Below are 14,391 nucleotides of genomic sequence, written 5' to 3'. Positions count from 1 at the left end.
TCCGCCGTATAACGCCCCGTTACCCGCGGCTTGTTCCGTCTCAGCCCTCAAACTCGAGCATGATCGTCGCGAGCGGGGGCAAGGTGACCCAAGCCGCACCGTCCTCCGCGACCACGCCGCCGAGGTTGCCGAGCCCGCTGCCCCAATATTCATGCGCGTCGCTGTTGATGATCTCGCACCAGCGACCGTCGAGCGGCAGCGGGATGCGGTAGGGCGCGCGCGCGATCGGCGTCATGTTGGCGATGACGGCGACCGGTTTCGCGCCGGGCGCCTTGCGCAGCCAGGCGAAGACCGAATTGGCGGCGTCGTCGGCGATCAGCCACTCGAAGCCGTCGGCCTCGCAATCGCGCGCGTGAAGCGCGGGCTTGTCGCGATAGACTATGTTCAGATCGCGGACGAGGTTGCGGATGCCCTCATGGCTGCGGCTGTTGCGCAGGCACCAGTCGAGCGCGCGGCCTTCGGACCATTCGCGGCGCTGCGCAAACTCCTGCCCCATGAAAAGCAATTTCTTGCCCGGATAGCCCCACATGAACGCGTAATAGGCGCGCAGATTGGCGAATTGCTGCCAGTCGTCGCCGGGCATCTTGGTCAGCAGCGATCCCTTGCCGTGGACGACCTCGTCATGGCTGAGCGGCAGGACGAAATTCTCGCTGAACGCATAGACGAGGCCGAAATTGATCTCGCCGTGATGATGCTTCCGGTGCAGCGGATCGCGCGCCATGTACTGGAGCGTGTCGTGCATGAAGCCCATGTTCCACTTGAACCCGAAGCCCAGGCCGCCGCTCTTGCCGTCGTCGCCGACCGGCGCGGAGACGCCCGGCCATGAGGTCGATTCCTCGGCGATCGTGAAGATGCCGGGATGCTGGCCATACACCGCGCGGTTCATGTCCCGCAGGAAGGCGACCGCCTCCCAGTTCTCGCGCCCGCCGGTGTCGTTGGGGATCCATTCGCCCGCCTCGCGCGAATAATCGCGGTACAGCATCGACGCGACCGCATCCACGCGAAGCCCGTCGATATGATAGCGCTCGGCCCAGAACAGCGCGTTGTTGACGAGGAAGGACGACACCTCGCGCCGCCCGAAATTGTAGATCGCGGTGTTCCAGTCGGGGTGGAAGCCGAGCCGCGGGTCTTCATGTTCGTAGAGCGCGGTACCGTCGAAGTGCGCGAGCCCGAACGCGTCGGTCGGGAAGTGCGCAGGCACCCAGTCGAGCAGCACGCCGATCCCCGCCAGATGCGCACCGTCGACGAACCGCGCGAACCCCTCGACATCGCCGAACCGCGCGGACGGCGCATAGAGCCCGGTGGTCTGATAGCCCCAGCTCGGATCATAGGGGTGTTCGCTGATCGGCATGAACTCGATGTGCGTGAAGCCCATCTTGACCACATAGGGGATCAGCCGGTCGGCGAGCGCATCCCAGGTCAGGAACCAGCCCTCGGCATCGCGGTCCCACGATCCGGCATGCACCTCGTAGATGCTGATCGGCACGCGGCGCGGATCGACCGAGGCCCAGTGTTTGCGGTGGCTCGTATCCGCCCATTCATGCGCGAGCGTGCGGGTGATCGATGCGGTCGCGGGACGCAGCTCGCTGGCAAAGGCGAAGGGATCGGCTTTCAGCGGCTGGAGCCGGCCGTCGGGGCCGACGATCTCGTATTTATACGCGCGATATTCGGCGATGTCGGGGATGAAGATCTCCCAGACGCCGACATCGCCGCGCCTGCGCATCGCATGGCGGCGGCCATCCCAGTCGTTGAAGTCGCCGACCACCGAGACGCGCTGCGCATTGGGGGCCCAGAGCGCGAAATGCACGCCCGGCGCGCCTTCGTGCTCGATCAGGTGCGCGCCCAACTTATCATGGAGGCGGTGGTGATTGCCCTCCGCCATCAGCAGGTCGTCGATCGGGCCGAGCACCGGACCGAAGCTGTACGGGTCGGTCACCCACCAGTCCGTGCCGCCGCCCTCGGCGTGATATTTCACCGGTTGCGGATCGCCGTCGATCGGGCCTTCGAACAGGCCGCGATCGTCGATCCGGGGGAGGGTGCCGAGCGTCGTGCCGTCGAGCGCATGCGCCTCGGCGGTCGTCGCACCCGGCAGCCAGGCGCGCGCAAACGTGCCGCCGGGGCCGGCATGCACGCCAAGGAGCGAGAAGGGATCGTCGTGACGCCCCTCCAGCAGGGCAACGATGGCGCCTTCGGGTGGCTTCACATTACCGTCCAGATATCGCGGGCATATTCACGGATCGTCCGGTCCGACGAGAACCAGCCCACACGCGCAACGTTGCGCACGGTCGAGGCGACCCAAGCGTCGCGATCGTTCCAGCGCGTGTCGACGCTGCGCTGCGCGGTGGCATAGCTGTCGAAATCGGCGGCGAGCATGAACCAGTCGCCCTCGTACAGTCCGCCCATCAGTCCGGCGTAGCGCTGACGATCATCGGGCGAGAATACGCCCGAGGCGATCGCCGAGACCGCCTGGCAGAGCTCGTTCGACCCGTCGATCACGCTGCGCGGATCATAGCCCGATGCGCGCTTCGCCTCGACCTCGTCCGCGGTCATCCCGAAGATGAAGATGTTGTCGTCGCCGACCCGGTCCTTGATCTCGATATTCGCGCCGTCGAGCGTGCCGATCGTCAGCGCGCCGTTCATCGCGAACTTCATGTTGCCGGTGCCCGACGCCTCGAGCCCCGCGGTCGAGATCTGTTCGCTGAGATCGGCGGCGGGGATGATCTGCTCCGCGAGCGACACATTATAGTTGGGCAGGAACGCGACCTTCAACAGTCCACCGACCGACGGGTCCGAATTGATCCGCCGCGCGACGTCGTTCGCCAGTTTGATGACGAGTTTCGCGTTGTGATAGCTCGACGCCGCCTTGCCCGCGAACAGCTTCACGCGGGGCGTCCAGTCGCGTTCGGGATGGCTGCGGATCTGGTCGTACAGCGCGACCGTCTCGATGATGTTGAGCAGCTGGCGCTTATACTCGTGAATGCGCTTGATCTGCACGTCGAACAGCGCGTCGGGGTCTATGCGCAACCCCATGCTGCCCTTGATATGATTTGCCAGTGCCACCTTGTTCGAACGCTTCACCGCCCAAAACCGCTCCCTGAACGCGGAATCGTCGGCAAAAACATCGAGATCGATCAGCCGTTCGGCATCATCAAGGAAGCCGTCGCCGATCGCGTCGCGGATCAGCGTGGTGAGGCCCGGATTGCACTGCTGCAGCCAGCGGCGCGGGGTTATCCCGTTGGTCTTGTTGTTGATCCGCGTCGGATAGAGGCGGTGAAGATCGGCGAAGACCGTCTTCTTCATCAGCTGCGTATGCAGCGCCGCGACGCCGTTGACGCTGTGCGATCCGGCAAAGGCGAGGTTCGCCATCCGCACGCGCCGCTCGCCACCCTCGTCGATCAGGCTGATCGCGGCGATCGCGCGGTCGTCTATCCCTGTGACCCCGCGTGCCTCGCGCAGCAGCCTTGCGTTGATCGCGTAGACGATCTGCATGTGGCGCGGCAGAAGCCGCTCGAACAGCGGCAACGGCCAGCTCTCCAGCGCCTCGGGCAGCAGCGTGTGGTTGGTGTAGCCGAAGGTCGCGCGCGTGATCTTCCATGCCTCGTCGAACGCGAATTCGTGATGGTCGATCAGCAGCCGCATCAGCTCGGCGACCGACACCGCGGGGTGCGTGTCGTTCAGCTGGATCGCGGCCTTGTCGGGCAGCGTGCGGATGTCGCCGAAATACTGGATGTGGCGGCGGACGATGTCCTGGATCGAGGCCGACGAGAAGAAATACTCCTGCCGCAGCCGCAGTTCCTGCCCCGCGGCGGTCGAATCATTGGGATAGAGCACGCGCGTGAGCGTCTCGGCGCGGAGCTGGTCGGCGAGCGCACCGGAAAAGTCGCCCGCGTTGAACCGGTCGAGCTTGATCGGATCGAACGCGCGCGCGGTCCACAGCCGCAGCGTGTTGACGTGTTCGCCGCGCCAGCCGACGACGGGGGTGTCAACCGCCATCGCCTCGACCGCCTCGGCGGGACTCCAGTGAACCTGGCCGCTGTCGGTCGCGATCACCTCGCCGCCGAAGCCGATGAAATAGGCGCTCTCGCGGCGTTCGAACTCCCAGGGATTGCCGTGCGCGAGCCAGCTTTCGGGCATCTCGACCTGCCAGCCATCGTCGATCCGCTGGCGGAACATGCCGTTCACATAGCGGATGCCATAGCCGTAAGCAGGGAGCGCGAGGCTCGCCATGCTCTCCATGAAGCACGCCGCCAGCCGCCCGAGCCCGCCATTGCCGAGTGCCGCATCGGGCTCGATCTCCTCAAGCGCGGCAAGGTCGACGCCGTGCAGCGCGAGCGCCCGCGACACCTCGCCGCTGCGTTGCAGGTTCGTCACCGCATCGCGCAGTAGCCGGCCGATCAGGAATTCGAGGCTGAGATAATAGACGCGCTTGGCACCCGCCGCATGCGCCGCCTTAGTCGACGCCATCCAGCGTTCAACGATGTCGTTGCGCACGGTGAGGATCGTTGCCGCGAGCCAGTCGTGCGGAAGCGCGGCCTGCGCATCCTTGCCGATCCGGTGGACGAGCGTGTCGAGGATCGAATCGGCCAGCGTCTGGACGGAGCGCTGCAGGGCGGGGTTTGCGGTCACGCGAATTCCGGATCTCGTTGTCGTCACCGGTGATCCTAGCCGCGCGGACACCTTTGTCACGCGGACTTGCGAGGTCGCGGGACGCGATCGGCCAGTTAGCCGTGCATCCCCTGATCCATGTCAGTTTATCTCAGAGCATGCCGATCAGCAGCGTCGCGTTGAGGCCGATAATGACCGCGGCGATGACCCAGGCGAGCGCTTTCAGCCAGACCGGGCTGACCAGCGATCCCATGATTCGCGCGTCCCCGGTGAACTTGACGAGCGGCACGACCGCGAAGGGGAGCTGCAGGCTCAGCACGACCTGGCTCAGCACCAGCAGCCGCGTCGCACCCGCATCGCCCGCCGCGCCGACCACGAATACCGCGGGGATGATCGCGAGCAGCCGCGTGACGAGCCGCCGCGCCCAGACGGGCATGCGCAGGTCGAGGAATCCCTCCATCACGATCTGGCCGGCGAGCGTGCCCGTCACGGTCGAATTCTGGCCCGAGGCGAGCAGTGCGACTGCGAACACGACGCTCGCAGCCCCCATGCCGAGCATCGGCGCGAGCAGCGCATGCGCCTGGTCGATATCGGCGACGTCGGTGCGCCCCGCGACGTGAAAGGTGGCGGCCGCGAGGATCAGGATCGCGGCGTTGATGAAGAAGGCGAGGCCGAGCGCGATCGTGCCATCGATCGTCGCCATCGTCACCGCGTCGCGCTTGCCCGCCTCGGTCGCCGCGAACGCGCGCGTCTGGACGATCGACGAGTGGAGATAGAGGTTGTGCGGCATCACCGTCGCGCCGAGGATGCCGATCGCGATATAGAGCATCGCCGGGTTGGTGACGATCTCGGTCGTCGGCACCAGCCCGCCGAGCACGCCCGCCATGTCGGGCCGCGCGAGGAACAGCTCGAAGATGAAGCAGCCGGCGATGATCACGAGCAGTGCGACGATGAACGCCTCGAGCTTACGGAAGCCGAAGCGTTGCAGCGCGAGGATCAGGAACACGTCGAGCGCGGTGAGCACGACACCCCAGACCAGCGGCAGACCGAACAGCAGTTTGAGCGCGATCGCGGTGCCGAGCACTTCGGCCAGATCGCAGGCGATGATCGCGATCTCGCACAGGAACCAGAGCACGACCGAAACGCGCTTCGAATAATGCGCGCGGCAGGCCTGGGCGAGATCGAGCCCGGCGACGATGCCGAGCCGTGCGGACAGCGCCTGAAGCACCATCGCCATCAGATTGGACAGCAAAACGACCGACAGGAGGGTGTAGCCGAATGCCGAGCCGCCGGCGATGTCGGTCGCCCAGTTGCCCGGATCCATATAGCCGACCGCGACGAGATAGCCCGGCCCGACGAACGCGAACAGCCGCCGCCAGAACGGCGCGCCTTCGGGGATCGCGACGGTGCGATAGCTGTCGGACAGCGAATGGGCGAGGGCGGAGCTGGGCGGCGGCATCGCGGGTGCTTTGCCGGATGGGAGCGGGGGGGACAAGCGGTTCGGTTGGCAGGCGGGTATCGGGCGGGCGGCGCGCGGCTCTTCTTGCTCCCGTCATCCTAACGGAAGTCAGGATCCAGGGTTATGAGCGCCGGGCTGCTGGGCTCTGGATCCTGACTTTCGTCAGGATGACGGGAGGGGGTGCATGGCCTCGTGCAAGGCCGCGCTCAGACGACCTTCATGTCGGCCTGGTAATGGTGCCAGAGGAAGATCGCTGCCGCGCCGCGGTGCGGGCGCCAGGCTTCGGCGAGTTCGCGGGTCAGCTTCTCGCTCGGGCGGGCGTCGTGGCCGAGGATGCGGCCGATCTCGATCTGGACCGCGAGGTCGCCCGCGGGCCAGATGTCGGTGCGGCCCTCGGCGAACAGCAGGTAGATCTCCGCCGACCAGCGGCCGATTCCCTTGACCCGGACCAGCGCGGCGATCGCCTCCTCGTCGTCGGCGGGCAGGTTCGTCAGGTCGAGGCGGCCGCTCGTCACCTCGTCGGCGAGGCTGCGGGCATAGCCGAGTTTCTGCCGCGACAGCCCCGCGCTGCGCAGCGTTTCGTCGCTGGCGGCGGCGATGTTGGCGGGGTCCGCGGCACCGCCGACAAGCGCGTCGAGCTTGTTCCAGACCGATTGCGCGGAGGCGACGCTGACCTGCTGGCCGAGGATGGTGCGAAGCAAGGTCGCGAAGCCGCGCTCGCTGATCCGCGGGGCAGGGTGGCCCTTGTTCGCGACCGCCACCGCGAAGGCGGGTTCGATCGCACACAGCGCGGTCATGGCAGCCTGCAACTGGTCGGCGTTCAGGCCCATGACGCGAACCTTGCAGCTTGATCGGGGCGGCGGCGCGCGGCATGGACCGCGCACGGTTTTTCGGAGGACAGCATGCCCAAGCTTATCGTCGTGACGCGGGACGGGGAAGAACGCGAGCTCATGGGCGAAACGGGTCTTTCGGTCATGGAAGTCATCCGCGACGCCGGGATCGACGAGATCCTCGCTTTGTGCGGCGGCTGCTGCTCCTGCGCCACCTGCCACGTCCATGTCGACCCGGAATTTGCGGCCAAACTCAAGCCGATGAGCGAGGACGAGAACGACCTGCTCGATTCGACCAGCGACCGCGACGACTATTCGCGGCTGTCGTGCCAGATCGACATGACCGACGCGCTCGACGGGTTGAAGGTCCGGATCGCCGCCGAGGATTGATCCGGTCCCTCTCCCCCGCGGGGGAGAGGGGGACGTTCAGCGCGTCGTGACCGCGTAGAGCGCGATCGCGGCGGCGTTCGAGACGTTGAGGCTCTCGACCTTTTCCGAGATGGGGAGCTTGGCGAGTTCGTCGCAGTGATCCTCGGTGTTCTTGCGCATGCCCTCGCCCTCGGCACCGAGCACGATCGCGATGCGCTGCGTGCCCATCGCCTCGGACAGCGTCTGTGTCGCATGGCCGGTCAGGCCGATACGCCAGAACCCGGCTTCGGCGATTTCCTCGAGCGCGCGGGCGAGGTTCACCACGCGGATCCACGGCACCGTCTCGAGCGCACCCGACGCGGCGCGTGCGATCGTGCCCGATTCGGGCGGTGCGTTGCGGTCGGGGGTGACGATGCCGAGCGCATCGAACGCCGCCGCCGAGCGGAGGATCGCGCCGACATTGTGCGGATCGGTCACGCCGTCGAGGATGACGAGCGGACGGTTGTCGTCCTTGCCATGCTCGAGCAGGTCGGCGAGCCACATGTCCTCGAGCGGTTCGACCTCGATCACCACGCCCTGATGCGGGGCGTCGCCCGGCACCAGTCGCGCGAGATCGGTGGCCTCGGCGAAGGTCACCGGCACGGCCGCGGGCAGGTCGAACCCGGCCAGCGCCTCGCGTGTGCCCATGATCTTGCGCACCGTGCGTTCGGGATTGGCGAGCGCTGCGCCCACCGCATGCTTGCCCCAGAAGCGCGGACGCCCCGCGGGGGCCTTGCTCGGCCGGTGGCCCTTGCGTGCTGCCATCAGAGCGCTCCCGTCATCATATCAGTCATCGTCATCGCTATATCCATAAGGGTCGGTCACCACCGGCTTGGTCGGCAGTGGCGTGCGTGGCAGCGCCTTGTCCGCATTCGCCGCGCTGAGCAACACCGATGCGAGCACGATAGACGCCTGGCGCATGTCCTCGGCCTTCAGGTGATCGAAGGTGTCGGCCGACGTATGATGGATCCGGCTGCCATAATCGAGCGGATCCTGGATGAACTGGAACCCCGGCACGCCGACCTGTTGCAGGAAGACGTGATCGGTGCCGCCGGTCGGCCGCAGGACGACGTTCGACGCGCCCATCGATGCGAACGGGCTGAGCCAGTCGCGAAAGATCGGCACGACCGCGGGGTTGGTTTCCGCATAGAGCCCGCGCAATTTGCCCGAGCCATTGTCGATGTTGAAATAGGCGGCGAGGTCGGCATGGCCCGGCAGCGGGGTGATCGGCCATTTCTGCGAAAAGCCGTAATAGCTCTGCATCCCGGTCTGCGGCGGGTCGTTGGGGCTGCCGCGTGTCGCCAGATGGCGGGTGACATAGGCCATCGAACCGAGAATGCCCTGCTCCTCGCCCGACCAGAGCGCGAACCGGATCGTCCGCTTCGGGCGGACGCCGGTTGCGGCCAGGATCCGTGCGGCCTCCATGATCATCGCCGAGCCCGCCGCATTGTCGGCGGCACCGTCCGCGGCGACCCAGCTGTCGAGATGCGCGCCCGCCATGACATAGCCGGCCTTCGGATCGGTCCCGGGAATGTCGGCGATGATGTTGTACGCCTGCGCATCGCTGTCGTCGAAGCGGACGTCGCTGACGATCTCGAGCGTCGGGGCGGGGCCTGCCTTGGCAAGCCGGGCGAGGCGGCGGTAATCCTCCGCGGCGATCTGCACGCCCGGCAGCGCAGGCGTGTCGCCGACACCGAACAGATAGCCTTCGCCGCTGACCAGCTTGCCGTCGTGATAGGCCATCGTCGCGGTCGCGACCGCGCCTTCACCCTTCAGGAACGCATCGAGTTTCTTCGAGAAATCGAGCCGCTTCATTCGGCGGTCGGCGGCATCGGGGTCGTAATTCGGCTGCTGAAACCGGTCGAGCCTGGCGATATCCTCGCCGCTCAGTCGCCTGAACGCGGGCTCGGCGGGTTCGTCGCCGGTGCCGGGCCGCGTGAGCATCACGATCTTGCCGCTGAGCTTGCCGCGCCATTTCGCGAAGTCGCGCTCGCGCGCCATCGGTGCGACGATCACGGGCGCGCTCAGCGCGGTGCCGTTCGTGCCGGGAGTCCAGGCAATGGGAATCGCGGTCAGCTGCACCACCCGCGGGGTCGTCATCCGCACGCTCGACCGTTCGATCGACCAGCCGCGACCGAATGCGAACCCTTCCTTGTGGACATTCGTGAGGCCCCAGTCGGCGAAGCGGCGCTGCGTCCACGCCTCCGCCGTGCGCATCGACGGCGAATTGGTGAGCCGCGGGCCGATCACGTCGGTCAGATGCTGGACTGTCACCATGACCTGGCTGTGATTGGTCCCTTCGTCGATGATGCGGTTGACCATGGGTTGATCAGGCTTTGCGGTGCCGCCACGCTCCTTGGCGGCCGCGGGGCTGAGCGCGATGATCGTTACGGTTGCGGCGAAAATGGCAAGTCGGCACGGACGCGATTGGTGCATGAAGGTCCCCCTGGGCAATTTTTTATGCATGAAAGGCTATGCGGGGGCGGAAGTTGGCGCAACCCGCGTTGACAGCACCGACAAGCTTCGCCATTGAGCCGCCTCGCTCGAAAGAGTGGCCCCTTTGGACAGGTGGCCGAGTGGTTAAAGGCAGCAGACTGTAAATCTGCCCGGGTTTCCCGTACGCTGGTTCGAATCCAGCCCTGTCCACCAAAGCTTTGCGGTATCACCGTCCAAGCTTTGGTCCTTCGCCGGTAGCAAGGCCAGGCGCGAACCTCACAACCTTCAGATCTGTGCCGGGATGTCGTGCGGACATTATGCGCGAAAACGCGTCCCGCGACGGCATTCGGCGCGCCTCAAACAGGGATGCCTAACCGCGGAATTGCGGTTAATGTAGGTCTATGTCTGCCAGCCGCATTGATCTCCTGACCGAAGCGCAACGGGCCTGTCTTCGACTGGTCCTGACGCATCACAATTCGAAGGAGATCGCAGCGCTGCTCGGCGTGTCGCCGTCGGCGATCGACAAGCGGATCGAACGCGCGGTTCAGGTGCTGGGCGCGGGGTCGCGGTTCGAGGCTGCGCGGCTGTTGCAACGGCACGAAACCGCCGGGGATATCGACGCGCCCGCAGAGCCCCGCGTCATGCCCTCCGCCACGCCCGCGCCCCGCGCTGCGAACGACAGGACGGAGGACGGGACGTCGCCAACGCCGTCGTCCGACCTGCTGGTCGCGACGTATGATCGGCTCCCATCCGAACCAATCGACGTAGCGCGCGCGCCGTCGCATCCGCCACAGGTCGGCCAGGACGATCCATGGGGGCTCGTCCGCCGCTTCATGGGGATGACGCCCGGAGGCGGACCGGAGGGAGCGGCGCGGAACCGCCTGTCCAAGGGGGACAGGCTGATCCGACTGGTCGGGCTCATGGCGTTGCTGGCGATCACCACGGTGGCGCTGGTGACGATGACGATGACCATGACGAGCCTGTTCAGGCAGGTTCGCGGCAGCGCCGCCTCTCCCCGGGTTGAGCATTCGTCGCGCTGGGGTGGGAAATTCGACATGTTGAAGGAACGTCGTCAGGCAACCGACAGGGTTACCGCGGACTTTCTGAAGGCAGAGGCAGCGGTCGACCAGGCCGCGTCGCTCGCTGCTTCCTGCGTCGCGACCTTGTTGCAGCAGCGTGCGGCGGCAAGATTGCCGGTCGCGACCGGGATCGCCGCGCTGCAACTCGTCGCGGATGCATCGTCCGATCTGATCAAGGCCCGCCAGCGCTTCGTCGACGCGCACCGGGCGCTGGTCGCGGTACGCAGCGAAATCGGCCTCGGTGCCTTTTATGCCTATGGTGACGAGGGCGAGTGTCCGCCCAACGAAGGGGCTTTGCGCGACGATGCGCGACTGCACCTCGTCGTTGCCGCCTGACGACGCGGCCGGTGGATCGCTTGACCCGATAACGTGGACCGCGTCTGGATCTTCAACGCGCTGCAACTGGCGGCGACCGGCTATGCATTCTGGCGTGGCGGTGCCCCCGAGCGGCTGACCGGGCTTGCCCTGCTGCTCGCGGCACTGGCCACGCGGATGTTTCACCAGCTTGGCGCAGGCGAGTTCGTCGACGTCGAGATCGGTATCATGACCGTCGACATCGTCCTGCTCGGCGTGATGATCGCCATCACGCTGCACGCCGATCGGTTCTGGCCGGCCTGGGTCACCGCGCTCCATGCACTGGGGACCGGGGCGCATCTGGCCCGGGCGATCAACCCCGACGTGATCCGGCTCGCTTATGCGGTCCTGTCGGTCATGTGGAGCTACCCCATCGTCCTGCTGCTCGCCGTCGGAACGATGCGGCATGCCAGACGGGTCCGGTCGCGAGGCTGGGATCTCGACTGGAGCCGCCAGGACCCGACCCTTCCTTAGCCCTGCATCTGAGGCTTTAAATGTCTTATGCCATTCCTTTCATGCGACTCTTGAACGGCGCACGGCCCGGGCCGGCTCTTGCACCCGCCGCCGTCGATCCCGCCCGCCTGGTGAGCGCTGCCAAGCATCTGTACGAACTGCGTCGCCAGCGCGACGCGGCATTCGGTGCGGACCTGTTCTCCGAACCCGCCTGGGACATGCTGCTCGACCTGTTCATCTCGCATCACGAGGGGCGTCAGCTCAGCGTGTCCGCGGTGTGCATCGGCGCGCGGGCGCCCTCGGCGACGGCGCTGCGCTACCTTGCGATCCTGCAGGAGGCGGGTCTCGTCCTGCGGACCCGCGACAAGAATGACGGTCGACGATCGCATATCCAGCTGTCGGTCGTCGGGCGTCAGCGGATGAGCGATCTGCTCGCGGGTCTGGTGGATTGCTGATCCTCATGCCGGCCGGGTGACCGGTCGAGCTTGACGGACGAACGAACAAGATGCCTGCGGCCGGCGCCGACCGGGCGTCTTCGCGGCCGCTGCCGCACGGCTCGATCCGGCGCGCATGGCGGGCCCCGATCCGGCCATCCGCCATCCAAAGCTTGAAAAATTGCGCCTGCGATGGCATGTAAGTCTCGGATACCCGTCAATTTTACTGGTTTGCGGGCCTCCCAATAAATTCCGGCAAATGGGCGAGGACTTTGAGCAACGGTTGTGCTCGGTCGATCGCTTCTGTGCGTCTTTCGGCCGATCCTGCGCAGCCCATCCATCATCCGGCGATGCGCCCTTAGCCGTCTCCGCCCCTCGGGGGCCGGGATCGGGGGCGGGCAGGCGGTAACGAAAAAGGCATCATAGTGCGAATTGGATCGAACGACGACACGCGGACCGCCGAGCAGTCAGGCGACGCTCCGGCGGCCGGCACGGGCGTAACGCGCCGCAATCTTCTAGGCTCGGCGATCGTTGCGGGCGTCGCGGGGTCCTCCGCCATGGTCCCCCTGTCGTCGGCGCAGGCCGCGACGACGGAACGCTCGGTCGACGTGCTGCTGATCGGCGGCGGCATCATGAGCGCGACGCTCGCCGTGCTGCTGCGCCAGCTCGAGCCGAGCTGGACGATCGAGCTGGTCGAGCGGCTCGACAAGGTCGCCGAAGAGAGCTCGGGCGGCTGGAACAACGCGGGCACCGGCCATTCGGCGCTGTGTGAACTCAACTACACGCCGGTCAATGCGGCCGACGGCCGTGTCGAGATCGCCAAGGCGGTCGAGATCAACGAGCAGTTCCAGGTCACGCGCCAGTTTCTCAGCCACCAGGTCAAGGCCGGCATGCTCGGCGCACCGCGGACGTTCATCAACTCGACCCCGCACATGAACCTCGTCTGGGGCGACGCCAATGTCGCCTTCCTGCGCAAGCGCTGGGAAGCGCTGGGCGCCAGTCCGCTCTTCTCGGGCATGGAGTTCTCCACCGACCGCGCCCAGATCGCCAAATGGGTGCCGCTGATGATGCAGGGCCGCGACGCGTCGCTGCCGCTTGCAGCGACCCGCTCGCCGCTCGGCACGGATTGCGACTGGGGTGCGGTGACTCGGCAATATATCGCCGCGCTCGACAAGCAGGCGAACTTCACGCTGACGACGGGGCATGAGGTCCGGTCGCTCGAGCGCAACGCCAAGGGCGGCTGGGAAGTCACCGCGCGCGACATGAAGACCGACGACAAGCAGGTCATCAATGCGCGCTTCGTCTTTGCCGGCGCGGGTGGCGGCGCACTGCCGATCCTGCAGAAGTCGGGCATCCCCGAGGCGGACGATTATGCCGGCTTCCCGGTCGGCGGCTCCTTCTTGGTCGCGGACAAGCCCGAGATCACGCACCGCCATCTCGCCAAGGTCTACGGCAAGGCCGCGGTCGGCTCACCGCCCATGTCGGTCCCGCATCTCGACACCCGCTATCTCGACGGCAAGCAGGCGCTGCTGTTTGGACCGTTCGCGACCTTCTCGACCAAGTTCCTGAAGCAGGGGTCCTATTTCGATCTGCCGGCATCGGTGACGATCGACAATTTCCGGCCGATGGTCGCGGTCGGCTGGGACGATTTCGCGCTGGTCGAATATCTCGCAGGGCAGCTGATCATGTCGGATGCCGACCGGATGGAGGCGCTGCGCGAATATTTCCCCGGCGCCAAGGACGGCGACTGGCGCTTGTGGCAGGCGGGCCAGCGCGTGCAGATCATCAAGCGCGATCCTGAAAAGGGCGGCGTGCTGAAGCTCGGCACCGAGATCGTCGCGTCGAAGGACGGCTCGATCGCGGCGCTGCTCGGCGCGTCGCCCGGTGCGTCGACCGCGCCGTCGATCATGCTCGACCTGCTCAAGAAGGTGTTTCCGAACCGGCTGTCGACTGCCGGCTGGCAGGCCAAGATCCGCGAGATCGTGCCGAGCTACGGCATCAAGCTCAACGAGCATCCCGAACTGCTCGCCGATCACTGGGGCAATACCGCCGAGACGCTGCAACTCGCCATCGCCTCGCCGGTGGTCCATGTCGCGACCAAGCCCCGGCCCGCCGCGATGCGCGTCAAGCCGGACCGCAGCCCCGACCTCGCCCTCTGACAGCTGTCCTCGACCGCGCCCTCCCCGGCATTGCCGGGGAGGGGCAAGCTATGGCGCGCACGCGGGCCCTGCTGGCGGGAAATGCCCCATATCCGATCCACGCCGCTAGGGTCAGGACTCATTGGTCATAGCCAGAAGATGACGGTGGCCGCGAGCGCGACGGCAGAGAAGAAG

At 66.5% G+C, this 14,391-nt stretch carries 11 protein-coding genes and 1 tRNA gene; 6 read left to right on the top strand and 6 right to left on the bottom strand.

The window, feature by feature from the left end; translation table 11 throughout:
• Positions 1 to 40 precede the first annotated feature (40 nt).
• The 4 genes from glgB to IFT71_RS08515 all read right to left on the bottom strand — a co-directional run bounded on the left by glgB (position 41) and on the right by IFT71_RS08515 (position 6,894).
• Positions 41 to 2,203, bottom strand: a complete 2,163-nt coding sequence (glgB, locus tag IFT71_RS08530) for a 1,4-alpha-glucan branching protein GlgB (protein ID WP_192140306.1) — start codon at positions 2,201 to 2,203, stop codon at positions 41 to 43.
• Entirely contained in the window at positions 2,200 to 4,626 is a 2,427-nt protein-coding gene (locus IFT71_RS08525) for a glycogen/starch/alpha-glucan phosphorylase (RefSeq protein WP_342212622.1), read from the bottom strand. The genes glgB and IFT71_RS08525 overlap by 4 nt, the downstream gene beginning before the upstream one ends.
• A 130-nt stretch (positions 4,627 to 4,756) precedes the next feature.
• On the bottom strand, positions 4,757 to 6,064 hold the full coding sequence (locus IFT71_RS08520; RefSeq protein WP_192140304.1) for an Nramp family divalent metal transporter: 1,308 nt from the start codon (positions 6,062 to 6,064) through the stop codon (positions 4,757 to 4,759).
• 206 nt (positions 6,065 to 6,270) lie between these two features.
• On the bottom strand, positions 6,271 to 6,894 hold the full coding sequence (locus IFT71_RS08515; protein ID WP_192140302.1) for a DNA-3-methyladenine glycosylase family protein: 624 nt from the start codon (positions 6,892 to 6,894) through the stop codon (positions 6,271 to 6,273).
• 72 nt (positions 6,895 to 6,966) lie between these two features.
• Here IFT71_RS08515 and IFT71_RS08510 point away from each other — a divergent pair, with 72 nt between their 5' ends.
• Positions 6,967 to 7,284, top strand: coding sequence for a 2Fe-2S iron-sulfur cluster-binding protein (locus IFT71_RS08510; RefSeq protein WP_031396278.1), 318 nt, complete (start codon positions 6,967 to 6,969; stop codon positions 7,282 to 7,284).
• 36 nt (positions 7,285 to 7,320) lie between these two features.
• Here the strand turns inward: IFT71_RS08510 and rlmB are convergent, their stop codons facing one another.
• Both rlmB and IFT71_RS08500 read right to left on the bottom strand, forming a co-directional pair.
• Positions 7,321 to 8,067: a 23S rRNA (guanosine(2251)-2'-O)-methyltransferase RlmB gene (gene rlmB, locus IFT71_RS08505; protein WP_166746262.1), complete on the bottom strand. Its 747-nt coding sequence runs from the start codon at positions 8,065 to 8,067 to the stop codon at positions 7,321 to 7,323.
• 21 nt (positions 8,068 to 8,088) lie between these two features.
• Positions 8,089 to 9,738 (bottom strand): M20/M25/M40 family metallo-hydrolase, encoded by a 1,650-nt coding sequence (locus IFT71_RS08500; RefSeq protein WP_192140300.1) that lies wholly within the window; start codon positions 9,736 to 9,738, stop codon positions 8,089 to 8,091.
• 126 nt (positions 9,739 to 9,864) lie between these two features.
• Between IFT71_RS08500 and IFT71_RS08495 the strand changes: the two genes are divergently transcribed.
• From IFT71_RS08495 to mqo, 5 genes are all read left to right on the top strand, one after another.
• Positions 9,865 to 9,951: transfer RNA gene (locus IFT71_RS08495), tRNA-Tyr, on the top strand.
• A 188-nt stretch (positions 9,952 to 10,139) separates the two neighbouring features.
• On the top strand, positions 10,140 to 11,153 hold the full coding sequence (locus IFT71_RS08490) for a sigma factor-like helix-turn-helix DNA-binding protein (protein ID WP_192140298.1): 1,014 nt from the start codon (positions 10,140 to 10,142) through the stop codon (positions 11,151 to 11,153).
• A 33-nt stretch (positions 11,154 to 11,186) separates the two neighbouring features.
• Positions 11,187 to 11,645 (top strand): hypothetical protein, encoded by a 459-nt coding sequence (locus IFT71_RS08485; RefSeq protein ID WP_042467030.1) that lies wholly within the window; start codon positions 11,187 to 11,189, stop codon positions 11,643 to 11,645.
• 41 nt (positions 11,646 to 11,686) lie between these two features.
• Positions 11,687 to 12,079: a hypothetical protein gene (locus tag IFT71_RS08480; protein ID WP_042467029.1), complete on the top strand. Its 393-nt coding sequence runs from the start codon at positions 11,687 to 11,689 to the stop codon at positions 12,077 to 12,079.
• Between the two features lie 404 nt (positions 12,080 to 12,483).
• Complete coding sequence (gene mqo, locus IFT71_RS08475; protein WP_192140296.1) at positions 12,484 to 14,217, top strand: malate dehydrogenase (quinone); 1,734 nt, start codon at positions 12,484 to 12,486, stop codon at positions 14,215 to 14,217.
• Positions 14,218 to 14,391: the final 174 nt, after the last annotated feature.

Source organism: Sphingomonas sp. CFBP 13733 (genome assembly GCF_014841795.1).
Taxonomy (GTDB): Bacteria; Pseudomonadota; Alphaproteobacteria; order Sphingomonadales; family Sphingomonadaceae; genus Sphingomonas; species Sphingomonas aerolata.
Note: the sequence above shows the minus strand (reverse complement) of the source record. Positions and strands in the feature narration are given on the sequence as shown.